Origin of the sequence: Pseudomonas sp. IT-P2 (assembly GCF_949767575.1) — a bacterium.
Taxonomy (GTDB): Bacteria; Pseudomonadota; Gammaproteobacteria; order Pseudomonadales; family Pseudomonadaceae; genus Aquipseudomonas; species Aquipseudomonas pharyngis.
Genome location: NZ_CATKQA010000047.1, coordinates 274326 through 299018, shown reverse-complemented (window position 1 = coordinate 299018; position 24693 = coordinate 274326). Strand labels below are relative to the sequence as shown.

The 24693-nt window shown below is 61.8% G+C and carries 20 protein-coding genes; 15 read left to right on the top strand and 5 right to left on the bottom strand.

Annotated elements, in window-relative coordinates; translation table 11 throughout:
• Positions 1-16: 16 nt before the first annotated feature.
• Genes ACM6JM_RS27225 through ACM6JM_RS27215 form a run of 3 tightly spaced genes read right to left on the bottom strand, consistent with a single transcriptional unit; the run spans position 17 to position 2690 of the window.
• Positions 17-784: a heme ABC transporter ATP-binding protein gene (locus ACM6JM_RS27225; RefSeq protein WP_103385438.1), complete on the bottom strand. Its 768-nt coding sequence runs from the start codon at positions 782-784 to the stop codon at positions 17-19.
• The gene (locus ACM6JM_RS27220; RefSeq protein ID WP_170928972.1) at positions 784-1767 is read right to left on the bottom strand and encodes a FecCD family ABC transporter permease; all 984 of its coding nucleotides are present in this window, start codon (positions 1765-1767) and stop codon (positions 784-786) included. Before ACM6JM_RS27220 ends, ACM6JM_RS27225 begins: the two co-directional genes overlap by 1 nt.
• Positions 1768-1817: 50 nt before the next feature.
• Positions 1818-2690 (bottom strand): heme/hemin ABC transporter substrate-binding protein, encoded by an 873-nt coding sequence (locus tag ACM6JM_RS27215; protein ID WP_414882780.1) that lies wholly within the window; start codon positions 2688-2690, stop codon positions 1818-1820.
• A gap of 162 nt (positions 2691-2852) precedes the next feature.
• Between ACM6JM_RS27215 and ACM6JM_RS27210 the strand changes: the two genes are divergently transcribed.
• A complete protein-coding gene (locus ACM6JM_RS27210; protein ID WP_039771628.1) occupies positions 2853-3170 on the top strand; it encodes a Rieske (2Fe-2S) protein in 318 nt (105 codons plus the stop codon).
• On the opposite strand, the gene sfsA is transcribed toward ACM6JM_RS27210, so the two are convergent.
• The gene (sfsA, locus tag ACM6JM_RS27205) at positions 3167-3880 is read right to left on the bottom strand and encodes a DNA/RNA nuclease SfsA (RefSeq protein WP_039771629.1); all 714 of its coding nucleotides are present in this window, start codon (positions 3878-3880) and stop codon (positions 3167-3169) included. The genes ACM6JM_RS27210 and sfsA overlap by 4 nt on opposite strands.
• A complete protein-coding gene (locus ACM6JM_RS27200) occupies positions 3880-5052 on the bottom strand; it encodes a pyridoxal phosphate-dependent aminotransferase (protein WP_210710596.1) in 1173 nt (390 codons plus the stop codon). Before ACM6JM_RS27200 ends, sfsA begins: the two co-directional genes overlap by 1 nt.
• A gap of 334 nt (positions 5053-5386) precedes the next feature.
• On the opposite strand from ACM6JM_RS27200, the gene dksA reads away from it, so the two are divergent.
• The 14 genes from dksA (at position 5387) to ACM6JM_RS27130 (ending at position 24603) form a co-directional block, all read left to right on the top strand.
• A complete protein-coding gene (dksA, locus tag ACM6JM_RS27195; protein WP_039771633.1) occupies positions 5387-5830 on the top strand; it encodes an RNA polymerase-binding protein DksA in 444 nt (147 codons plus the stop codon).
• An 83-nt stretch (positions 5831-5913) separates the two neighbouring features.
• Positions 5914-6810, top strand: a complete 897-nt coding sequence (gene gluQRS / locus ACM6JM_RS27190) for a tRNA glutamyl-Q(34) synthetase GluQRS (protein WP_039771635.1) — start codon at positions 5914-5916, stop codon at positions 6808-6810.
• 77 nt (positions 6811-6887) lie between these two features.
• Positions 6888-7064, top strand: a complete 177-nt coding sequence (locus ACM6JM_RS27185) for a hypothetical protein (protein ID WP_003176118.1) — start codon at positions 6888-6890, stop codon at positions 7062-7064.
• Positions 7048-10002, top strand: a complete 2955-nt coding sequence (locus tag ACM6JM_RS27180; protein WP_007959612.1) for a sensor histidine kinase — start codon at positions 7048-7050, stop codon at positions 10000-10002. Before ACM6JM_RS27185 ends, ACM6JM_RS27180 begins: the two co-directional genes overlap by 17 nt.
• 22 nt (positions 10003-10024) lie before the next feature.
• The gene (locus tag ACM6JM_RS27175; protein ID WP_011335968.1) at positions 10025-11461 is read left to right on the top strand and encodes a sigma-54-dependent transcriptional regulator; all 1437 of its coding nucleotides are present in this window, start codon (positions 10025-10027) and stop codon (positions 11459-11461) included.
• A gap of 734 nt (positions 11462-12195) precedes the next feature.
• Positions 12196-13596, top strand: coding sequence for a polynucleotide adenylyltransferase PcnB (locus tag ACM6JM_RS27170; protein ID WP_064599472.1), 1401 nt, complete (start codon positions 12196-12198; stop codon positions 13594-13596).
• A gap of 3 nt (positions 13597-13599) precedes the next feature.
• Positions 13600-14085, top strand: coding sequence for a 2-amino-4-hydroxy-6-hydroxymethyldihydropteridine diphosphokinase (gene folK, locus ACM6JM_RS27165; protein ID WP_210710595.1), 486 nt, complete (start codon positions 13600-13602; stop codon positions 14083-14085).
• 320 nt (positions 14086-14405) lie between these two features.
• Positions 14406-15206 carry a 3-methyl-2-oxobutanoate hydroxymethyltransferase gene (gene panB / locus ACM6JM_RS27160; RefSeq protein ID WP_414882779.1) on the top strand — a complete coding sequence of 267 codons (801 nt, stop codon included), beginning with the start codon at positions 14406-14408 and terminating at the stop codon, positions 15204-15206.
• On the top strand, positions 15203-16063 hold the full coding sequence (gene panC / locus ACM6JM_RS27155; RefSeq protein WP_007959604.1) for a pantoate--beta-alanine ligase: 861 nt from the start codon (positions 15203-15205) through the stop codon (positions 16061-16063). The genes panB and panC overlap by 4 nt, the downstream gene beginning before the upstream one ends.
• A gap of 349 nt (positions 16064-16412) precedes the next feature.
• On the top strand, positions 16413-18077 hold the full coding sequence (pgi, locus tag ACM6JM_RS27150; RefSeq protein WP_039771644.1) for a glucose-6-phosphate isomerase: 1665 nt from the start codon (positions 16413-16415) through the stop codon (positions 18075-18077).
• A 114-nt stretch (positions 18078-18191) separates the two neighbouring features.
• A complete protein-coding gene (gene acs / locus ACM6JM_RS27145; protein WP_414882778.1) occupies positions 18192-20129 on the top strand; it encodes an acetate--CoA ligase in 1938 nt (645 codons plus the stop codon).
• Between the two features lie 100 nt (positions 20130-20229).
• Positions 20230-21246: a class I SAM-dependent rRNA methyltransferase gene (locus ACM6JM_RS27140; RefSeq protein ID WP_103385445.1), complete on the top strand. Its 1017-nt coding sequence runs from the start codon at positions 20230-20232 to the stop codon at positions 21244-21246.
• 109 nt (positions 21247-21355) lie between these two features.
• Complete coding sequence (locus tag ACM6JM_RS27135; protein WP_414882777.1) at positions 21356-24307, top strand: DUF748 domain-containing protein; 2952 nt, start codon at positions 21356-21358, stop codon at positions 24305-24307.
• The gene (locus ACM6JM_RS27130; RefSeq protein ID WP_210710591.1) at positions 24307-24603 is read left to right on the top strand and encodes a DUF2845 domain-containing protein; all 297 of its coding nucleotides are present in this window, start codon (positions 24307-24309) and stop codon (positions 24601-24603) included. The genes ACM6JM_RS27135 and ACM6JM_RS27130 overlap by 1 nt, the downstream gene beginning before the upstream one ends.
• Positions 24604-24693: the final 90 nt, after the last annotated feature.

The following is a 24693-nucleotide window of genomic DNA, read 5'->3' as shown; positions in this document are numbered from 1 at the left end:
CACCTCGATGACGAAATCAGCGGGCGATGATCAGCGGATGCCCGCGCTCCGGGTGCGGTTGCACCAGCACTTCCAGACCGAAAACCGCCTTCAGCGATTCCGGGCGCAATACCTGTTGCGGGGAATCCAGTGCGACCGGCCGCCCGCCTTCCAGTAGCAGGATGCGATCACAATAGCGCGCCGCCAGATTCAGATCATGCAGGATCACCAGCACCGCCGCGCCGCGATCGGCAAATTCGCGCACTGCTTGCAGCGTCGTGTGTTGATGCAATGGATCAAGCATCGAGGTCGGCTCATCAAGCAGCAGAGTCTGCCCCGCCCGCCCCGGCCAGAGTTGCGCCAGCACTCGCGCCAGATGCACGCGTTGACGCTCGCCGCCGGACAGCGCCAGATAACTGCGACCGCTCAGATGCCCGGCATCCGCCGCCCGCAAAGCGGCAACGACAATTTCGTCGTCGCGCACCCGCCCGCTCTGATAAGGCAGACGCCCCATGCCGACCACTTCTTCAACGCGAAAGGCAAAATCCAGGGTCGATACCTGCGGCAACACCGCCAGCCGCTGAGCGCGCTGAGTGCCGCCCCAATGGCTCAATGCCTCACCGTCCAGCAGCACCTCCCCTTCGTGTGCGCTCAGCTCACCGCACAACGCGCCGAGCAAAGTGCTTTTGCCGGCGCCATTGGGCCCCAGCACGCCAAGCACTTCGCCCGGTTCGAGTTGCAGGCTGACGTCGGCCAGAACGGTCTTGCGGCCACGGCGGATGTGCAGATTGTGCGCACGCAGCATCAGGCACGCCCTCGCAGCAGCAGATAAAGGAAGAACGGCGCACCGATGAACGCGGTGACGATGCCGATCGGCAGCTCCGCCGGCGCCAGCGCCAGCCGCGCAACCAGATCCGCCAACAGCAACAGACTGGCCCCGGCCAGCACCGATGCCGGCAGCAACACCCGGTGATCCGGCCCGGCGAGCAAGCGCACCAGATGCGGCACCACCAGCCCGACAAAACCGATCATTCCTGCCGCCGCCACCGCCGCACCGACACCCAGCGCCGTGCAAAACACCAACTCGCGCTTGAGCCGTTCGACATCGATTCCCAGATGCCCGGCTTCCGATTCGCCGAGCAGCAACGCATTGAGCGCCTTCGCCCGACGTGGAAGCCAAAGCGCAACACCGGCAGTGATGATCAGCAGCGGCCACAACCGCGCATAGCTCGCGCCGTTGAGGCTGCCCAGGTTCCAGAACGTCAACGTGCGCAATGTGGCGTCGTCGGCCAGATAGGTAAACAACCCCACTGCCGAACTGGCCAAAGCCGTCAGGGCGATACCTGCCAGCAACATGGTCGCCACATTGGTCTGCCCGTTGCGACGGCCGAGTCGATAGACCAACGCCGTTACGCCAAGGCCACCGAGAAACGCGCAAACCGACAGCAGATAAGGCCCGAACCACTCCGGCAATCCGCCAAAAAACGAACCACCGACAATCGCCACCGCCGCGCCCAACGCCGCGCCGCTCGAGACGCCGACCAACCCCGGATCGGCCAAAGGATTACGAAACAACCCCTGCATCGCCACCCCGGACAGCGCCAGCACACCGCCGACTGCCAGCCCGAGCAACGTACGCGGCAGACGAATCTGCCCGAGAATCAGTTCAGCCTGTTCCAGCCCGTCCGGCGCCAGCGGCACACCAATCATGCGCAATGCAGCGCGCAAGGTATCGAACAACGGCAGGCTTACCGGCCCCAATGCCAGCGACAGCCAGATCGCCAGCAGACACAGCAGGATCAGGCCGATGAACAAGCCACGGGGTTTGACCAGCGTGGTCATTGGCCGCTCTTGGCCGGATAGAAACCGTCAGTCAGAGTCTTCAGCGCAGCCGGCAAACGCGGCCCGAGCCCGCCCACCAGCAGCGTCGGATCCAGCTCCAGCACCCGTCCGGTCTTGGCCGCACGGCTGGAATTGAGGATCGGGTTTTCCTTGAACAACGCCGCTTTTGCCGCCTCACCGTTCAGCGCACGGTCAGCGAACACCAGCACTTCAGGATCAAGACTGGCCAGTGACTCCACGGAAAACGGCTTGTAACCGGTGTGGGTCGCGAGGTTATGCCCGCCCGCCTGTTGCAGCAGCCAATCGGCGGCGGTGTCCTTGCCGGCGATCAGCGGTTTGCCGCCGGCATGGCCGAGCAGCAACAGCACGCCCGGTGCTTTCTGCTTTGATTGCACCGCAACCACACGTGCCTTCTGAGCATCGAGTTGCTGTTGATAACTTTGCAGCAGCTGAGTCGCCTGAGTTTCGGCGCCCAGCAACTGCCCCAGATGAGTAACGTTTTTCTCCAGTGTCGGCAGATCCGGCTGAGCCGAGAACAATTCCACCTGCACCTTGGCGCTGCGAACCTGGGAGATCACCGGCGGCGGGCCCATTTCTTCGGTGCCGATCAGGATGTCCGGGCGCAAGCTGAGGATGCCTTCGGCCGACAGGCTGCGCTGATAGCCGATGCTCGGCCGCGACTTGAGAGACTCGGGATGCTGGCTGGTGGTGTCGACGCCCACCAGTTTGGCCTCGCCGCCCAGCGCACTGACCCACTCCGACAACGCACCGCCGGCGCTGACCCAACGTTGCGGCAACTCGGCCGCTGCAGCCTGGTGGCTGACCAAAAGTCCGGCACACAGCACGGCAACGCGGGTACTCAGGCGCATAGACAGCTTCCTTGAAAGGTTTTCCCGGGCATCGGAACGGCAGGCCAAGTATCCTCGGCAGCGATCACCTCGCCACGGGCGAAGGCGGCCATTTGATAATTGTTTGCATTTGAACGTCAAGCTCGGACATATCCGGACACGAGCCGACACTTGAGGATAGCCATGAAGTTTCTTTGCGCGGGCGCCGATCTGGTTGAGGGCGGCAGCCGCGGTTTCGATATCGACGGGAAAAAACTGTTGGCCGTGCGCCGCGCGGGGCAGGCGTATGTCTATCTCAATCGCTGTCCGCATCGGGGCGTCGGTCTGGAATGGCATCCCGACCAGTTTCTCGACCCCAGCAACAGCCTGATCCAGTGTGCCACCCACGGCGCACTGTTTCTGATCGAGGACGGTGAATGCGTCGCCGGCCCCTGCGCCGGACAATCGCTGACGGCCATCCCTTGCCGTGAAGACGTGCAAGGGCTGTGGATCGACGTTTAACCGTTGAGCAGCACGTCCAGCCGCCGGTCGATCACCATCTCTTCATGGCTCAACCGCACGCCGTACGCCAGGACCTCGACCCCGCACGCCACCGCCTCCCGCAGCGCAGCGGCATAGGCCGAGTCGATTTCCTCGGCCGGGCGCACCGCTTCGACACCCGTGAGATTGACGCAGTACAACTGCACCGCGCGAATCCCGTCCCGGGCCAGATGCGCCAGCTCACGCAAATGCTTGGCGCCGCGCTGGGTCACTGCATCGGGAAATGCCGCAATCGCCGTGCCGTCAAAACCGAGAGTGACGCTTTTCACTTCCACGTAGGCCGAGCCCGTCGGGTAGTCGAGGCGAAAATCGATCCGGCTCTTTTCCTGCCCGTACGCCACTTCACGCTTGAGCCCGGTAAAACCGTTCAGCTCACTGATGACGCCGGCCTGCAAGGCCTCTTCGACCAGTGCGTTGGCGCGTCCGGTGTTGACGCAAAACAGCCGTCCCTGCGGGGTTTCGCCGACCTCCCAGGTGCCGGGTAGCTTGCGCTTCGGATCATTGGAGCGGCTGAACCAGACCTGGCCGCCCTCGACCTGGCAATTGAGCATCGAGCCGGTGTTCGGGCAGTGAATGGTCAGCAATTCGCCGCCAACGGTTTCGATATCGGCGAGAAAACGCTTGTAACGGCGGATCAATCGGCCTTCTTCGAGCGGAGGATGAAAACGCATCAGCCTTGCCAGCTCTTCAAGCCACGGGCGATACGCTCTACCGCTTCCTGTAGGCGTGGGAGGTTTTGCGTGTAGGCAAAGCGCACGTGATGACCGGCCTGATAGCGGCCGAAATCCAGCCCCGGCGTGAATGCCACGTGTTCGGTTTCGAGGAAGTGCCGGCAGAACGCGAAGGCATCGCCGCCGAACTGGCTGATATCGGCATACAAATAGAACGCGCCTTCCGGCTCCACGGCGATGTTGAAGCCCAGCTCCCGCAATGCCGGCAGCAGGAAGTCACGGCGACGGCCGAATTCGGCGCGGCGCTCTTCGAGAATCGCGATGGTGTCCGGCTCGAAACAGGCCAGCGCCGCATGCTGGGCCATGCTTGGTGCGCTGATGTAGAGGTTCTGCGCAAGCTTCTCCAGTTCACTGACGGCGGCATCCGGCGCCACCAACCAGCCGAGACGCCATCCGGTCATGCCGAAATATTTGGAGAAACTGTTGAGGACAAAAGCGCTGTCGTCCACTTCCAGCACACTGGCGGCGTCGGTGCCGTAAGTCAGGCCGTGATAGATCTCGTCCACCACCAGATGCCCGTGACGCGCCTTGATGGCTGCGGATAACCCGGCCAGTTCATCGCGGGTCAGAATCGTGCCGGTCGGGTTGGCCGGCGAGGCAACCAGCGCACCGACGCTGTCGTGATCCCAGTGCCGCGCCACCAGGTCCGGCGTCAGTTGATAGCGAACGTCCGGGCCGACCGGTACAAGCTGTGCCGCGCCTTCGACCAACCGCAAAAAGTGTCGGTTGCAAGGATAGCCGGGGTCGGCCAGCAGCCAGTGTTTGCCCGGATCCACCAGCAACGCACTGGCCAGCAGCAACGCCCCGGAACCGCCGGGGGTGATGAGAATCCGTCGAGGATCGATGTTCAGGCCGTAGCGCGTTTGATAGAAACCGGCAATCGCCTCGCGCAGTTCGGGAATGCCACGGGCCGCGGTGTAGCGGGTTTTCCCCGCCGTCAGGGCTTGCTGGCCGGCGCGGATGATCGGCTCGGCGGTGGTGAAGTCCGGTTCGCCGATTTCCAGGTGGATCACGTCGTGGCCGGCGGCCTGCAATTCATTGGCTCGCGCCAGCAACGCCATCACATGGAACGGTTCGATCGCACGACTGCGCGCACTGTAGGGCTGAGCCATTGGCCTTCCTTCAACGAGGGAAAAGAAACGATTCTACCCATCTGCCGGAACGAGCGAGAACCCACAGCGGTCACAGCCACAAGAACACTGGACTGTAACGACCCGCGCGTACGCTCCAGGATTGACTAAAATCAGTGATTGAGCAGGTTTGCAGCACCGCCGGACATGGCTTGGCAAACATTTGCAAGTCCCATCGGCCACGCGCTCGACATCCGGGAGTAGCGCGGGTCGAATTGATCTGGTAAGTTCGCCCGCTTGCAGCCGCAGGGCCGGCAGGTGTCGGTGATGGAGCAATCCTGCGCAATGGATTACAAGAGTAGAGGCGGTCCATTTCATGCCCACCCAAGCAAAGCAACAGGCAAGTCAGACACTCAGCGGTTTCGAACCTTACGTCCCTAAAGAGGGCGAAGAGTACATGGGCGCGCCTATGCGTGCGCACTTCACCAAGATCCTGACCAAGTGGAAACTCGACTTGATGCAGGAAGTCGACCGCACTGTTGATCACATGAAAGACGAAGCGGCCAACTTTCCTGATCCGGCCGACCGTGCCAGCCAGGAAGAAGAGTTCGCCCTCGAGCTGCGTGCCCGCGACCGCGAGCGCAAACTGATCAAGAAGATCGACAAGACCCTGCAACTGATCGAAGACGAAGAGTACGGCTGGTGCGACTCTTGCGGCATCGAGATCGGCGTCAAGCGCCTCGAGGCCCGTCCGACTGCCGACATGTGCGTCGACTGCAAGAACCTGGCGGAAATCAAGGAAAAGCAGGTCGGCAAGTAATCCCGGCCTGAACGAAAAACGGAGCGTGCGAACGCTCCGTTTTTGTTTCTGGCGTTTTTTGACTCTCAAGTAACATCGCCCTCATGACTGCCAACACCTCCCCCGCCTACATTGGCCGCTTCGCCCCGACACCCAGCGGGCACCTGCATTTCGGTTCGCTGGTCGCCGCCCTGGCCTCTTATCTGGACGCGCGCTCGGTGGGCGGCCGCTGGCTGGTGCGCATGGAAGACCTCGATCCGCCCCGTGAAGAGCCGGGCGCGCAAGCGGCGATTCTCAAGGCGCTGGAAAGCTATGGCTTCGAATGGGACGGCGAAATGGTCCGCCAGAGCGATCGGCACGAAGCCTACGCCCAAGTGCTCGACAGCCTGTTCAATCACGGCCTGGCCTACGCCTGCACCTGTTCGCGCAAACAGCTCGAGCCGTACCATGGCATTTATCCGGGACTGTGCCGCAACGCCGGCCATGAGCCGGAAAATGCCGCGATCCGCCTGCGCGTACCGGAGCTCGAATACCATTTCATCGATCGGGTACAGGGCGAATACCGCCAGCATCTGGGCCGTGACGTGGGAGATTTCGTGATCCGCCGCCGCGACGGCCTCTACGCCTACCAACTGGCGGTGGTGCTGGACGACGCCTGGCAGGGCATCACCGACATCGTGCGCGGCGCCGATCTGCTCGACTCCACGCCGCGCCAGCTCTATCTGCAAGAACTGCTGGGCCTGCGCCAACCGCGCTACCTGCATCTGCCATTGATCACCCAGCCGGACGGCAACAAGCTCGGCAAGTCCTATCGCTCGCCACCGCTGGAAGCCGATCAGGCCACGCCATTGCTGCTCCGGGCCCTGCGTGCCCTGGGGCAAAACCCGGGGCCCGAACTCGCCCACGCCTCGCCGCATGAACTGTTGAACTGGGGCAGCGCCCACTGGGATGCCTTGAAAATCCCGCGCACACTGACCCTGCCCGAAGCGCAACTGCTGTGACGACACTTGCAGTGGCGCGCCCATCCGTTACCATCGCCGCACGTTTTCGGGCACGCGCATAAAAAAGAGAGGCCGGGATGTACATCTATCGCTTGGTCCTGCTTCTGGTCGTGGGGATCTACCTGTTTTCTCCTGCCATCATGGATTGGTGGATCGACGCTACGGGCGCCTGGTATCGCCCTTATCTGCTCTGGCTGATCCTGATTGTCGTGACCTTCATCCTGCAGAGCCAAAAAGATGCCGATGAGCTTTAGCCTGACCCAGATGCTGCTGATCAGCGCCGCCTACCTGGCCGCGCTGTTCGGCGTGGCCTGGATCAGTGAACGGGGCATGATCCCGCGGGCGATCATTCGCCACCCGTTGACTTACACCCTGTCCCTCGGGGTCTACGCCAGTGCATGGGCGTTCTACGGTACGGTGGGTCTGGCCTATCAGTACGGCTACGGTTTTCTGTCCAGTTATCTCGGGGTTTCCGGCGCGTTTCTGCTGGCGCCAGTGCTGCTGTACCCGATCCTCAAGATCACCCGCACCTATCAACTGTCGTCGCTGGCGGATCTGTTCGCCTTCCGCTTCCGCAGCACCTGGGCCGGTGCGCTGACCACGATTTTCATGCTGATCGGCGTCTTGCCGCTGCTGGCGTTGCAGATTCAGGCGGTGGCCGACTCCATTGGCATCCTCACCGGCGAACCGGTGCAGAATCGCGTCGCCCTGGCGTTCTGTGCGCTGATCATTCTGTTCACGATCTTCTTCGGCTCCCGTCACATCGCCACCCGTGAAAAGCACGAAGGGCTGGTGTTCGCGATTGCTTTCGAATCGGTGATCAAACTGGCCGCTCTCGGCGGCGTCGGCCTCTATGCGCTGTACGGCGTATTCGATGGCCCGCAGCAACTTGAACTGTGGCTGCTACAGAACCAGACCGCCCTCGCCGCCCTGCACACACCCCTGCAGGAAGGCCCGTGGCGCACATTGCTGCTGGTGTTTTTCGCCTCGGCGATCGTGATGCCGCACATGTATCACATGACCTTCACTGAAAACCTCAACCCGCGCTCGCTGGTCAGCGCAAGCTGGGGCCTGCCGCTGTTCCTGCTGTTGATGAGCCTGGCCGTGCCGCTGATTCTCTGGGCCGGCCTGAAACTCGGCGCCACCACCAATCCGGAATACTTCACACTCGGCATCGGTATCGCCGCCAACAGCAAGTCGCTGGCGTTGCTGGCCTATGTCGGCGGTCTGTCGGCGGCCAGCGGCCTGATCATCGTCACCACGCTGGCGCTGTCGGGCATGGCCCTGAACCATCTGGTGCTGCCGCTCTATCAGCCACCGGCCGAGGGCAATATCTATCGCTGGTTGAAATGGACCCGCCGGGCGCTGATCGTCGCGATCATCATGGCCGGTTTCTGCTTCTACCTGATGCTCGGCGCCGAGCAGGATCTGGCCAACCTCGGCATCGTCGCCTTCGTCGCGACCCTGCAATTCCTGCCGGGTGTGCTGTCGGTGCTGTACTGGCCGACCGCCAATCGCCGTGGCTTCATCGCCGGTCTGCTGGCGGGGATTGTGGTGTGGGTCGTGACCATGCTGTTGCCGCTGGTCGGCAATCTGCAGGGTTTCTATATTCCGCTGCTGAACATGATCTACGTGCTGGACGACACCAGTTGGCACATGGCGGCCATCGCCTCGCTGGCAGCCAACGTCCTGATGTTCACGTTGATTTCGCTGTTCACCAATGCCAGCCCGGAAGAGGCCAGCGCCGCCGAAGCCTGCGCGGTGGACAACGTACGTCGCCCGCAACGCCGCGAATTGCACGCCGCCTCGCCGCAGGAGTTCGCCACGCAACTGGCCAAGCCGCTGGGCGCCAAGGCTGCGCAGAAAGAAGTCGAACAGGCCCTGCGCGACCTTTATCTGCCCTTCGACGAGCGCCGCCCTTATGCCCTGCGCCGCCTGCGTGACCGGATCGAAGCCAACCTCTCCGGACTGATGGGCCCGAGCGTCGCCCAGGACATGGTGGAAACCTTCCTGCCCTACAAGGCCGGCGGTGAAAACTACGTCACCGAAGACATCCACTTCATTGAAAGCCGTCTCGAGGACTACCACTCGCGCCTGACCGGTCTGGCTGCCGAGCTCGATGCCCTGCGCCGTTACCACCGCCAGACCTTGCAGGAACTGCCGATGGGCGTGTGCTCGCTGGCCAAGGATCAGGAGATCCTGATGTGGAACAAGGCCATGGAAGAACTGACCGGAATTGCTGCGCAACGGGTTGTCGGCTCGCGCCTGAGTACCATCGCCAATCCGTGGAAAGACCTGCTGCAAGGCTTCATCCATCTGCCGGACGAGCATTTGCACAAACAGCATCTGGCCCTCGACGGCCAGACCCGTTGGCTGAACCTGCACAAAGCGGCGATCGACGAGCCGCTGGCACCGGGCAATAGCGGCCTGGTGCTGCTGGTGGAAGACCTGACCGAAACCCAGATGCTCGAAGACAAGCTGGTGCATTCCGAGCGCCTGGCCAGCATCGGCCGACTCGCGGCGGGTGTGGCCCACGAAATCGGCAACCCGATCACCGGCATCGCCTGCCTCGCACAAAACCTGCGCGAAGAGCGCGAAGAGGATGGTGAGCTGACGGAAATCAGCGGCCAGATCCTCGAACAGACTAAACGCGTGTCACGCATCGTCCAGTCCTTGATGAGCTTCGCCCACGCCGGCAGCCATCAGCACAGCGACGAGCCCGTCTGTCTGGCGGAAGTCGCCCAGGACGCCATCGGCCTGCTGGCCCTGAACCGGCGCAATTTCGAAGTCCAGTTCTATAACCTGTGCGATCCCGATCACTGGGTCGAAGGCGATCCGCAGCGGCTCGCCCAGGTGCTCATCAATCTGCTCTCCAACGCCCGTGACGCCTCGCCTGCCGGCAGTGCGGTGCGGGTCAAGAGCGAAGCCGGCGAACACACGGTCGATCTGATCGTCGAAGACGAAGGCAGCGGTATTCCGTCGAGCATCATGGATCGATTGTTCGAACCCTTCTTCACCACCAAGGATCCTGGCGAAGGCACCGGTCTGGGCCTTGCACTGGTCTATTCCATCGTTGAAGAGCATTATGGACAAATCACCATCGACAGCCCGGCTGATGTTCAGAGCCAGCGCGGCACCCGTATCCGGGTGACATTGCCGCGTCATGTCGAAGCGACGTCCGCTGTGAACTGAGACCGTCGAGAGTATCGAATCAATGCCGCACATTTTGATCGTCGAAGACGAAACCATTATCCGCTCCGCCTTGCGCCGCCTGCTGGAACGCAACCAGTACCAGGTCAGCGAAGCCGGTTCAGTGCAGGAAGCACAAGAACGCTTCAGTATTCCCACATTCGATCTGATCGTCAGCGACCTGCGTCTGCCGGGTGCTCCGGGCACCGAGCTGATCAAGCTCGGCCAAGGCACACCGGTGCTGATCATGACCAGCTACGCCAGCCTGCGCTCGGCGGTCGACTCGATGAAGATGGGCGCGGTGGATTACATCGCCAAGCCTTTCGACCACGATGAAATGCTGCAGGCTGTCGCGCGGATTCTGCGCGATCGCCAGTCGGCGCCTGCCGCCGGCGAAGCAGCTCCGGCCAAATCGGCCAATGGCAGCGGCAAATCCGCCATCGACAACAGCAATGGCGAAATCGGCATTATCGGCTCGTGTCCGCCGATGCAGGATCTTTACGGCAAGATCCGTAAAGTCGCGCCGACCGATTCCAACGTGCTGATCCAGGGTGAGTCCGGCACCGGTAAAGAACTGGTGGCCCGCGCCCTGCACAACCTGTCGAAACGCGCCAAGGCGCCGATGATCTCGGTGAACTGCGCCGCCATTCCGGAAAGCCTGATCGAGTCCGAACTGTTCGGTCACGAGAAAGGTGCGTTCACCGGTGCCAGCGCCGGTCGCGCCGGTCTGGTGGAAGCGGCGGACGGCGGCACGCTGTTCCTCGACGAAATCGGCGAGTTGCCGCTGGAAGCCCAGGCTCGCCTGCTGCGCGTGTTGCAGGAAGGCGAAATTCGCCGGGTGGGCTCGGTCCAGTCGCAGAAAGTCGATGTCCGCTTGATCGCGGCGACCCACCGGGATCTCAAGAGCCTGGCGAAAATCGGCCAGTTCCGTGAGGACTTGTACTACCGCCTGCACGTGATCGCGTTGAAACTCCCGGCCCTGCGCGAGCGCGGCGCCGACGTCAACGAAATCGCCAATGCGTTCCTCGCTCGTCAGAGCGCGCGCATCAACCGCACCGACCTGAAATTTGCCGCCGATGCCGAACAGGCGATCCGGCACTATTCCTGGCCGGGTAACGTGCGGGAGTTGGAAAACGCCGTCGAGCGCGCGGTGATTCTAAGCGAAAGTCCGGAAATCTCTGCCGACCTGCTGGGCATCGACATCGAACTGGGCGATCTGGAGGACGACGAATTCATCGGCCTGCCGGCGCAACCGGCCGGTAACGCCAGCAACAGCAGCCACGAACCGACGGAAGACCTGTCACTGGAAGACTACTTCCAGCATTTCGTGCTCGAGCATCAGGACCACATGACCGAGACCGAACTGGCGCGCAAACTGGGCGTCAGCCGCAAATGCCTGTGGGAACGCCGTCAGCGTCTGGGCATTCCACGGCGCAAGACCGGGGTCGCCAGCGAGAGCTGAACGTTACCTGTCGAGTGTGCGGGTTACCGTTGAAGATGTGAAAAAACTGTTACCTCAGTCTTTTCACGTAACAGACGCCGGGGTTATCGGTAACGAAACCCCGGCTTTTTTTCGCCCTGCGAAAACGGTTATATCGACCTAACCCCTTGTTTTATTGGGGTTCGCAAAAGTTGGCACGGCACCTGCTATATGTTTGGTACAAGAACAATAACAAGCAATGCACAAGACAATAAAAATAAGACGAATCGACTCACGCACAATAAAAACAAGACGGCGAGAGGCGCAGCTAACTGATTCTTTTGGAGAGGCGTTGTATTTGGGGCTAGCCCCACGACCAGGCCGAGAACAACAAAAACTGTCTTAAGACAGAGCCTGTACTGGTTGGATCGCAAGATCACTGCAACACAGCGACCAAAGCAATCCGTTTGCTCTTGGCTCCCGATTGGGAGGGTCATGAAGGGAAAGCTTCATGACGAGGGCACTCAACAAAAACAAGAAGCCCGAATCAATAATAAAAAGAGCACGCAACTACTTCTTGGGGAGCTTCGGCTCCCCTTGTAGTTTCTCCCTTACGGCAAATCTCTCCTCCACCACGCCCTCACACCCCTCTAGCCTGCGGCTTGCAGCGCAAAACGGCAGCGTCCTACACCATCCCTCGACTAAATGCTAGAATCCCGGCCCATCATGCGGTCATTCTCTGGTATGGCCGAACATTCCTTCAAACAGTGCATCCCATGCTGAAGAAGCTGTTCCAGTCATTCCGAACTCCCCTGCGTCGTACGCAACACATCCGTAGCACGCCTGAAGTCCTCAACAGCGGCCAACATTCGCTGCAAAAGGCCCAATTCAGCCGGTACGCGGTCAACATCGTCGAACGTCTGCAGGGCGCCGGCTACCAGGCCTACCTGGTTGGCGGTTGCGTGCGAGACATGCTGCTGGGCATCACGCCCAAAGACTTCGACGTCGCCACCAGCGCAACCCCCGAGCAGGTCCGCGCCGAATTCCGCAATGCGCGGATCATCGGCCGCCGCTTCAAGCTGGTACACATCCATTTCGGCCGCGAAATCATTGAAGTCGCGACCTTCCGCGCCAATCACCCGCAAAACGAAGACGACGAAGACAGCAACCAGTCTTCGCGCAACGAGAGCGGGCGTATTCTGCGCGACAACGTCTACGGCACCCTGGAAGAAGACGCGCAACGCCGCGACTTCACCATCAACGCCCTGTATTACGATCCGGTCAGCGAGCGCATCCTCGACTACGCCAACGGCGTACACGACATCCGCAACCACCTGATCCGCCTGATCGGCGACCCAAAGAAACGTTACCAGGAAGACCCGGTGCGGATGCTGCGGGCCGTGCGTTTCGCTGCCAAGCTCAATTTCGGTATCGAGAAGCACACCGTCCAGCCGATCCGCGAACTGGCGCCGATGCTGCGCGAGATCCCATCGGCCCGCCTGTTCGAGGAAGTGCTCAAGCTGTTCCTCTCCGGTCATGGCGCGATCACCTTCGAGATGCTGGTCGACCTGCAACTGTTCGCGCCGCTGTTCCCGGCCAGTGCCGATGCGCTGGAACACAACCCGGAATACACCCACACGCTGATCAGCGAAGCACTGACCAACACCGACCTGCGGATCAAGCAGAACAAACCGGTGACCCCGGCGTTCCTGTTTGCCGCCCTGCTGTGGCCTGCCCTGCCGGCCCGTGTATTGCGCCTGCAAGAGCGCGGCATGCCGCCGATTCCGGCCATGCAGGAAGGTGCTCACGAACTGATCGCCGAGCAGTGCCAGCGCATTGCCATTCCAAAACGTTTCACCATGCCGATCCGCGAAATCTGGGACATGCAGGAACGCCTGCCACGCCGCAGTGGCAAACGTGCCGACCTGTTGCTGGACAATCCGCGCTTCCGTGCCGGCTACGACTTCCTGCTGTTGCGTGAAAGCGCCGGCGAGCAGACCGATGGCCTGGGCGAATGGTGGACCGATTATCAGGACGCCAACGACAGCGAACGTCGCGACATGATCCGTGACCTCAGCGGTAAGGGTGATGACGCCAGTGGTGCACCGCGCAAGCGTCGCCGCAGCAGCGGTTCCAAGCGCAAACGCGCCGGCGCACCGAGCGCCACGGGCGAATAAGGCATGGAACGCATCTACATCGGCATGGGCAGCAACCTGGCTGACCCGGCCGAACAACTGCGCAGCGCGGTCGACGCGCTGGGGCAATTGCCCGACACCGAACTGGTCGGCGTCTCCGCGTTTTATCAGAGCGACTCCCTGCTGCCGGGCCAACCGCGTTACACCAACGCGGTTGCCGCGCTCGACAGCGCGCTCGCCCCGCTGGATCTGCTCGATGCCTTGCAGGCGATCGAAAACGATCAGGGCCGCGAACGCCTGGAGCGCTGGGGCCCGCGCACGCTGGATCTGGACATTTTGTTATTCGGCGATCGCCTGATCGACGAACCGCGCCTCAAAGTCCCGCATTACCACATGCAGGAACGCGCGTTCGTTCTCTATCCCCTGGCCGAACTGGCTCCCGAAGATCTGCGCCTGGCCGATGGCCGTGCTCTTGCCGATCTTCTCGCCGCCTGTCCGTTCGTCGGCCTCGAACGCCTCTCTCACGCCTGACACAAACCGTTGATGCGGGAGCCTATCGGCTCCCGCTTTTTGCGTTCTTGTAGGACAAAAAACCCGCAGATCAGGCCCGCCGGCCCGCTGAATCGCATCAGTAACGCCGGTAACACTCCCCTCGTAACAATGCGGTAACACATGCAATTGACTTCCTGAGGCCTCATCACGACTATAGGCGTCCCGCTGCCGCCAACCCGGCATACAAGGGCGCAATCCAGGCCTTATAAGCACGACGAAAGAGCGTGCGCCCGAATAGATGACGAATCACGCGCGTTACTCGCAGTAGTTTCCAAAGCGCCTGAACGAGGATTTCTTACATGCCAGCCATCACCCTGACCACGCTCCAGAGCCTCAAGCAGAAAGGTGAAAAGATCACCATGCTGACCTGCTATGACGCGACCTTCGCCCACGCCTGCAACGAGGCCGGTGTCGAAGTGCTGCTGGTGGGCGACTCCCTCGGCATGGTCCTGCAGGGTCACGACAGCACCCTGCCGGTGACCACCGCAGAAATGGCCTACCACGTTGCCAGCGTCAAACGCGGCAACTCTGATGCCCTGATCCTGGCCGACCTGCCGTTCATGGCCAACGCCACCCTCGAACAAACCATGACCAACAGCGCCCTGCTGATGCAGGCCGGCGCGCACATGGTCAAGGTCGAAGGCGCCTTGTGGCTGGCGGACTCGATCCGCCTGCTGGCCGAGCGCGGTGTGCCGGTCTGCGCCCACATGGGCCTGACCCCGCAAGCCGTGAACATTCTCGGTGGCTATAAAGTGCAAGGTCGCAACGAAAACCAGGCTCGCCAGATGCGCGCCGACGCGATCTCGCTGGAGCAGGCCGGTGCAGCCATGCTGCTGCTCGAATGCGTGCCGAGCGAACTGGCAGCTGAAATCAGCCAGGCCGTGAAGATTCCGGTGATCGGCATTGGCGCCGGCAGCGAGACCGACGGTCAGGTGCTGGTACTGCACGACATGCTCGGCCTGTCGATCAGCGGCCGCGTGCCGAAGTTCGTGAAGAACTTCATGCAGGGTCAGGACAGCATCCAGTCCGCGCTGAAGGCTTACGTCAGTGAAGTCAAAGCCGCCACTTTCCCCGGGATCGAACACGGATTCTCTGCATGAACACCGTCAAAACCGTACGTGAACTGCGCGCCGCCGTGGCGCGCGCCCGCAGTGAAGGCAAGCGCATCGGCTTCGTGCCGACCATGGGCAACCTGCACAGCGGCCACATCGCGCTGATCACCAAGGCCACCCAGCGCGTGGACTTCGTGGTTGCGAGCATTTTCGTCAACCCGCTGCAGTTCGGCGCCGGCGAAGACCTCGACAAGTACCCGCGCACCCTCGCGGCAGATCAGGAAAAACTGCTGGAAGCCGGATGCGATCTGCTGTTCGCCCCGACCGTCGAGGAAATGTACCCCGACGGCATGGCCGGTCAGACCCGGGTCAGCGTGCCGCAACTGTCCGAAGGCCTGTGCGGCGCCAGCCGTCCGGGGCACTTCGAAGGCGTGGCAACGGTGGTCAGCAAGCTGTTCAACATGGTCCAGCCGGACCTGGCGATCTTCGGCCAGAAAGACTTCCAGCAACTGGCGGTAATCCGCGCGCTGGTGCACGACCTGAACATGCCGATCCAGATCATCGGCGAGCCGACCGTACGCGCTGCCGACGGTCTGGCGCTGTCGTCGCGCAACGGTTTCCTCAGTGAAGAACAGCGCGCCGTGGCGCCGGTGGTCTATCGCACCCTGAGCAGCATTGCCGAGTCGATCAAGCAAGGCGAGCGCGACTTCCCTGCCCTGATCCAGGCGCAACGCCAGCAACTGGAAGCCGCCGGCCTGCGTCCGGACTACCTGGAAATCCGCCATGCCCTGACCCTGCGTCCGGCAACGGCGGAGGATCGCGATCTGGTGATTCTGGTCGCGGCCTTCCTCGGCACCACCCGGTTGATCGACAACCTGCATCTGAATCTCGATACCCCCGCCTGAACACCGGCAGACGCTGTGGAAGCAACCCCGCTTCCACAGCTTTTGCACGCGCTTGCAGACCGTATTGCTGAGCACCTGCCCATCGGGCAAACTTCCCGCCGTTCGACGCCACGCGATAAGCAGGGACTTGCTCGCATTACCCGCCGTCTGTCGGCCCCGTCTGTTATCAATGTTAAAAAAGTACCGAAAACAGGTCAGACAAAGCCAAGACAGATCGCGGCGCTGGGTTTACTGTATTCGCCCTGCGCCAAAGTAATCGTGTCGACGCAGTTGCCCCCTCGCCCAAACATGGCGGGGAGGTCTTTTCAGTGTTCAAAAGGCCGTTCAAGTAAAAAGGAAAACCGCAGCGATGGCGTACTACCGCACTCCTCATGACGTTACCGCTCTGCCTGCCTGGCAAGCGTTGAAAGATCACCGCCAAGCCATGCAGGATTTCAGCATGCGCGAAGCCTTCAACGCCGATCCGCAGCGCTTCAATCAGTTCACTCTCAGCAGCTGCGGACTGTTTCTCGACTATTCGAAGAATCTGATCAACGCCGAGACCCGCAACCTGCTGGTGGGTCTGGCCAATGAAGTCGATCTCAAAGGCGCGATCAAGGCGCTGTTCGACGGCGAAATCGTCAACTCCTCCGAAGGCCGCCCGGCGCTGCACACCGCCCTGCGTCGCCCGGTCGGCGACAAACTGTCGGTCAACGGCGTCAACGTGATGCCTGAAGTACACAAGGTGCTGAACCAGATCACCGATCTCGTGGGCCGCATCCACGACGGTCTGTGGCGCGGTTACACCGAGAAGCCGATCACCGACGTGGTGAACATCGGCATCGGTGGCTCGTTCCTCGGCCCCGAGCTGGTCTCCGAAGCCCTGCTGTCCTATGCCCAGAAAGGCGTGCGTTGCCATTACCTGGCGAACATCGACGGCAGCGAATTCCACGAGCTGACGCAAAAACTGCGCGCCGAGACCACGCTGTTCATCGTTTCGTCGAAATCGTTCAACACCCTCGAAACCCTGAAAAACGCCCAGGCCGCACGCGCCTGGTACCTGGCTCAGGGTGGTTCGGAAGCCGAGCTGTATCGCCACTTCATCGCCGTATCGAGCAACAACGCGGCGGCCGTGGCCTTCGGTATCCGCGAAGAAAACATCTTCCCGATGTGGGACTGGGTCGGCGGTCGTTACTCGCTGTGGTCGGCCATCGGCCTGCCAATTGCGCTGGCCATCGGCATGTCCAACTTCAAGGAATTGCTGTCCGGTGCCTACACCATGGACCAGCATTTCCAGAGCGCGCCGTTCGAACAGAACATGCCGGTGCTGCTGGCCCTGCTCGGCGTGTGGTACGGCAACTTCTGGGGCGCGCAAAGCCACGCGATCCTGCCGTACGACCACTATCTGCGTAACATCACCAAGCACTTGCAACAGCTGGACATGGAATCCAACGGCAAGAGCGTGCGTCAGGACGGCACTGCGGTGTCGACCGATACCGGCCCGGTGATCTGGGGTGGCGTCGGCTGCAACGGTCAGCACGCTTACCACCAGTTGCTGCACCAGGGCACCCAACTGATCCCGGCCGACTTCATCGTGCCGATCGTCAGCTTCAACCCGGTCTCCGACCACCATCAGTGGCTGTACGCCAACTGCCTGTCGCAGAGCCAGGCGCTGATGCTCGGCAAGACCCTGCCGGAAGCCGAAGCGGAACTGCGCGACAAGGGCATGAGCGAAGACCAGGTGCAGAAACTCGCACCGCACAAGGTGATCCCGGGCAACCGTCCGAGCAACACCATCGTGGTCGAGCGCATCAGCCCGCGTCGTCTCGGCGCATTGGTGGCGATGTACGAACACAAAGTCTTCGTGCAAAGCGTGGTCTGGGGCATCAACGCCTTCGACCAGTGGGGCGTGGAACTGGGCAAGGAACTGGGCAAGGGCGTGTATAACCGTCTGGTCGGCAGCGAAGAAACCGCCGCCGAAGACGCGTCCACCCAAGGCCTGATCAACTACTTCCGCGGCCGTCACCGCGGCTGATCCAGCCCCGAACACACCCCCTCGCCATGAGGGGGTGTTTGTTTACAGGTATTGAACCCTCCCTGCTCTCGGCGCATCTTTATCCTTGTCGCACAACAAGAATAAGGAACCGTCATGTTCGATATCAGCACGTTCCCCAAAGCCGATGCCGTCCGCCGGGCTGCACAGTTGAGTCAGGACGACTACCAGCGCCTGTACCGCGAATCGATTGAACACCCCAGTACCTTCTGGGCCGAACAGGCCACCCGCTTCCTCGACTGGAGCACGCCGTGGCAGACCGTCCAGCGCTATGACCTGAAGACCGGCGAAGCCGCCTGGTTTGCCGGTGGCAAGCTGAACGTCAGCTACAACTGCATTGACCGCCATCTGGAAAAGCGTGGCGATCAGACCGCCATCCTCTGGGAAGGCGACGACCCCGCCGAATCAACGCAAATCACTTACAGCAAACTTCATCACCACGTCTGCCGCCTGGCCAACGTGCTGAAAAGCCGTGGCGTGAAGAAAGGCGACCGGGTGTGCATCTACATGCCGATGATCCCCGAAGCGGCCTACGCGATGCTCGCCTGCGCGCGGATCGGTGCGATTCATTCGGTGGTGTTTGGCGGTTTCTCCCCGGACTCATTGCGTGACCGCATTCTCGACGCCGACTGCCGCACCGTGATCACCGCCGACGAGGGCGTGCGCGGTGGCAAATTCGTGCCGCTGAAACAGAATGTCGACAAGGCCCTGCAGAGTTGCCCAAATGTCAGCACCGTCGTGGTGGTCGAGCGCACCCAGAACAAAGTCGACTGGGTCGAAGGCCGCGACCTCTGGTATCACCAGGCGGTGCGCGACGTCAGCGACGATTGCCCGCCGGAACCGATGGACGCAGAAGACCCGCTGTTCATCCTCTACACCTCCGGCAGCACCGGCAAACCCAAGGGCGTGCTGCACACCACCGGCGGTTACCTGCTGCAAGCGGCAATGACCTTCAAGTACGTGCTCGACTACCGCGACGGCGAAGTGTTCTGGTGCACCGCCGACGTCGGCTGGGTCACCGGCCACAGCTATATCGTGTACGGGCCGCTGGCCAACGGCGCCACCACCCTGATCTTCGAAGGCGTGCCGAGCTACCCGAGCACTTCGCGGTTCTGGCAAGTGATCGACAAACACAAGGTCAACATCTTCTACACCGCCCCCACTGCCCTGCGCGCGTTGATGCGTGAAGGCACCGGGCCGTTGCAGGAAACGTCGCGGCAAAGCCTCAGATTGCTCGGCAGTGTCGGTGAGCCGATCAACCCGGAAGCATGGGAATGGTATTTCAACGTCGTAGGCGAACAGCGCTGCCCGATAGTCGATACGTGGTGGCAGACCGAAACCGGCGGCATCATGCTCAGCCCGCTGGTCAGCGCCCAGCGGATCAAACCGGGCTGCGCCACCCAACCGATGTTCGGCGTACAACCGGTGCTGCTCGATGAACACGGGAAGGAAATCCAGGGTGCCGGCAGTGGCGTGCTGGCGATCAAATCGAGCTGGCCGGCGCAGATCCGCAGCGTTTACGGCGATCCGCAGCGCATGGTCGACACCTACTTCAAGCCCTACCCCGGTTACTACTTCACCGGCGACGGCGCCCGCCGTGACGAGGACGGCGATTACTGGATCACCGGGCGCATCGACGACGTGATCAATGTCTCCGGCCATCGCATCGGCACCGCCGAGGTAGAGAGCGCGCTGGTGCTGCACGACAGCATCGCCGAGGCCGCTGTGGTCGGCTATCCCCACGACGTCAAAGGCCAGGGGATTTATGCGTTCGTCACACCGATGAATGGCACCGAGCCCAACGATGAGCTGAAGAAAGAACTGCTGGCCCACGTCAGCAAGGAAATCGGCAGCTTCGCCAAACCGGACCTGATCCAGTGGGCCCCGGCCCTGCCGAAGACCCGCTCGGGCAAGATCATGCGGCGGATCCTGCGCAAGATCGCCTGCAACGAGCTCGACAGCCTCGGCGATACCTCAACCCTGGCGGATCCGAGCGTGGTGCAGGGCTTGATCGATAAACGCTTGAACCAATAGGAGCAGCGGCAAGCGGCGAGCTTCAAGTTTGAAGCTCGCCGCTTGCCGCCAAGTTGCTGCTAAACTCCCGCGCCCCGATTCCCTTCAGCAAGGCGCCCGCATGTCTTCCTTGAACCTGGCGCTGCGCGCCGCTCTCGATCAACGCCAGGATCTGCTCGCCGAGCTGCACCGCCAGGGCACCGACTGCTATCGGCTGTTCCACGGCAGCCAGGAAGGCGCCGGCGGCCTGACCATCGACCGCTACGGCCCGCAACTGATGGTGCAAAGCTTCCACCAGACCCTGGCGCGTGAAGACCTGCTGCAACTGCACGCCATGGTCAACCAGACTCTTGGCCTGGAAACCCTGCTGGTCTACAACGACCGCTCCCGTGGCAACTCACGGATCGATCGTGAAGACAGCGTCTACCGCGCCGACGACGCCGCACTGGCCGATCTGATCGGCCACGAATGGGGCCTGAACTATCGTGTGCGCGGACGTCACGCCGGGCAGGATCCGCTGCTGTTCCTCGACCTGCGCAACACCCGCGGCTGGGTCAAGGATCACGCCAAGGGCAAAAGTGTGCTCAATCTGTTCGCCTATACCTGCGGGGTCGGTCTCAGCGCGGCGGCCGGCGGTGCGCGCGAGGTGTGCAACCTGGATTTCGCCGAGGGCAATCTGGCAGTCGGCCGCGAGAACGGCCAGCTCAATCCGCACCTGCCGACCATGGAATTCATCCAGTCCGACTACTTCCCGGCCATCCGCCAACTGGCCGGCCTGCCGATCAGCCAGCGTCGCGGGCAGAAACTGCCGAGCTATCAGCGTCTCGAACAGCGCCAGTACGATCTGGTGCTGCTCGACCCGCCCGCGTGGGCCAAGAGTGCGTTCGGCACCGTCGACCTGCTGCGCGATTATCAGAGCCTGCTAAAGCCAGCCCTGCTGACCACCGCCGAGAATGGCGTGCTGATCTGCTGCAACAATCTGGCGAAAGTCAGCATGGACGACTGGCGCGAACAGGTGCTGCGCTGCGCCGAAAAAGCCGGGCGGCCGGTGCGTGAGTGGAGCGTGATGAACCCGGGCCGCGACTTCCCGTCGCTGGATCAGCAGCCACCGCTGAAGACCCTGATCCTTCAGCTCTAAGCGTTGCCAAGGAAATTTCCCACGGAAAAATCTGAACAATCCTGAGCATGGGCAATTGCTTCGGAACCGGAATCGCGTGCCATACTCCAAGGCACTCCGATTCAGACAGATGAAGCCGCACATGCCCAAAGGATTGATTCGCGCGATTGGCGCCCTGTTGACTGCCCTGGCCCTCTACAGCCTGCTGGGGTTCCTGATTTTGCCGGGCATTGCGCTCAGGGTGGTGAATCAGCAACTGGCCAACTACGCCACAGTGCCGGCGCATCTGCAACGTATCGAACTCAACCCTTTCAGCCTTGAACTCACGCTGTGGGGCCTGGTGATCGGCGAGCCGGGCAAGGAACAGGTCGGCTTCGAACGTCTGTATGCCAACCTGCAACTCGACAGCCTGTGGACCAAAGCCCTGCATCTGTCCGACATCGAACTGGAAAAATCCAGGACCGAGATCCTGTTCGCCAAGGACGGTCAGCTCAACCTCCTCGGTCTGTTCAAGCTCCCGGCCAGCGAGCCCACCCCGGCCGATCCCGACGCCAAACCGTTTCCGCTGCGCATCGACCGGATCCAGCTGGCCGGCGGCAACCTGCATTTTGTGGATGCGCGGCCCAGCGAGCCGATCGAGTTTCTCTACGACAAGCTCGACTTCGAGCTGAAAAACCTCAGCACCCTGCCCGAAGACAACGCCGACATGACCCTCGTCGCGATCGGCCCGGCCGGTGGGCAGATCGACTGGAAAGGCAACTTCAGCCTGATCCCGATCGCTTCCGAAGGCACGCTCAAGATCACCGACGGCCAGATGAAAGCCTTCTGGCCCTACGTGCGTGATGCCGTGCCACTGGTGCTGGAAAACGGGGTCGTCAGCCTGAGCACCGACTACAAGCTCAACCTGTCCAAGGAAACCGAACTGCTGCTGAGCAACGTCGCGGTCAATATCGCGCCGTTCGCCATCAAGGCGCCGGACGGGCGCCCGCTGGCGAAACTCGAGCGTCTCGACGTCAGCGACACCACGGTGGACCTGGCCAAACAGCAAGTGGTGGTCGGCAAGATCCGCAGTCAGAAACTGGAAACCTGGGCAGCCCTGGAAGCGGACGGCCAACTGGATTGGCAAAAACTGTTCGCCAGCCAGCCGTCGAAACCCGCCGCAAAAGCGGCTGCCGAACCTGCGAACACACCGGCGGCAGCCGACTCGCCGAAACCCGAACCGACCGCGCCGAGCAAACCGTGGCAAGTGTTGATCAAGGACGTGCAACTGCGTGACTACAAAGTGCATCTGGCCGACCGTTCGGCGAAGCCCGAAGTCACTTTGGATGTCACGCCCCTGAACGTCGATCTGCAGAATTTCGACAGCCTCAACGGCTCGCCCTTCAACCTCAGGCTCGACACCGGGCTGGGCAAGCAAGGCAAGATCAGCGCCGATGGTGTGGTCAATCTGGCGCCGGTCACCGCACAGCTCAACGTGAAAACCCAGGACATCGACCTGCGGGTCGCGCAGTCCTACATCAACCCGTTCATTCGTCTCGAACTGCGCAGCGGCATGCTCGGCAGCGACCTGAAAGTGAACCTGAAAAGCACTGACCCGCTGGCCCTCAGCGTCACCGGTCGTGCTCAGATCGATCAGTTGCACACCCTCGACACCCTGAAAACCCGCGACTTCCTGAAGTGGCAGCAAGTGGTGGTCGAAGGCCTGAACTATCAGCACGGCGACAGCCTGTCGATCGACAGGGTCAACCTGTTCCAGCCGTATGCGCGGTTCATGATCAATGATGATCGCACCACCAACATCGACGACCTGCTGATTCCGCAGCCGTCCGATTCCGGGGCGAAGACCGCCGCGGCGAAACCGGCGAGCAATGACAAACCGCTGGGTATTCACATCGGCGGCATCGCGATCAACGACGGCTCGGCCAACTTCGCCGACTTCAGCCTGACCCCGAACTTCGCCACTGCAGTTCAGCAGCTCAACGGCCAGATCGGCACCATCGACAGCCGTCAGGCGAAACCGGCCAGCGTCGACATCAAGGGCAAGGTCGACCGCTATGCGCCGGTGACCATCAAAGGCGCGGTCAACCCGTTCGACCCGATGGCCAGTCTCGACATCGCCACCAGTTTCAAACGGGTCGAACTGACCACCCTGACGCCCTACTCCGGCAAGTTCGCCGGCTACCGCATCCGCAAGGGCCGGCTCAACCTCGACCTGCATTACCTGATCACCAAAGGCCAGCTCAAGGCCGAGAACAAAGTGGTGGTCGAGCAACTGCAACTGGGTGAGAAAGTCGACAGCCCGGATGCCGTGAGCCTGCCGCTAAAACTGGCGATCGCCCTGCTCAAGGACGTCGACGGCAAGATTTCCATCGAACTGCCGGTCACTGGTGACCTGAACAATCCGCAATTCAGCGTGATGCCGATTGTCTGGCAGACCCTGCGCAACCTAATCGTCAAGGCTGCCGCCGCACCGTTCAAGCTGATTGGCGGTCTGGTCAGCGGTGGCGGCTCGGAAGACCTCGGCACCGTGTCCTTCGCACCGGGTTCCAGCGACCTGAGCAAAGACGCCGAAGCGGCGCTGGTGAAGCTGTCGCAAGCGCTGAAGGAACGTCCGGCCCTGCGCCTGGAAATCGAAGGCACTGCGGCAAAAAGCAGTGATGGCCCGTTGCTCGCCGAACAGCGCCTGGAACGTGAATACCAGTACAACTACTACAAGATGCTCCAGCGCCGTGGCGACAAGGTGCCGGCGCAGGCTTCGCTGATCCAGGTCCCGGATAACGAAAAAGGCCCGCTGCTCGAGGGCATCTATCGCACCCGCCTGAAAACCCAGCCACCGGCCGAGTGGAAGGATCTGGGCAAGGAAGAACGAACCGCGAGAATGCGCGCCGACGTGATCAAGTTCTGGAGCTCCAGCGACGTGCTGCTGCGCCAGCTCGGTCAGGACCGCGCCAGCAGCATCAAGGATTACCTGGTAGACAAGGGCCAACTGGCCGACGATCGTGTGTACTTCATCGACGCCAACCTCGGCGAAGCGGAAAGCGACGGCCGGGTGGTGACGCAAATGCATCTGGATGCCGAGTGATGAACCGCAAGTGGCTGACTGCAATGGGGCTGGTGTTTCTCGCCAGCCAGGCTGCGGCGTCCGATACCTTGCGCTGCGGCAGCCAGTTGGTGAGCCTTGGCGACCGCGCCAGCGAGGTGCTGCAAAAATGTGGTGAGCCGGTCGGTCGCGATCTGCTCGGTTACAAGCGCAGCGCCAACCGTCGTGAAGAGTTTCAGGTCGAGGAATGGACCTACGGCCCGAGCAACGGCATGTATCAATACCTGCGCTTTGAAGGCAATCGCCTGAAGCAGATCAACAGCAAACGCGGCAATTGACCTTCCCCGCCTTTTCCGGCCCCTGAATAGAACAGGCCCCGACATGAATGCCGGGGCCTGTAATGGCCACATTCCGTGTGGCCGGTCGCA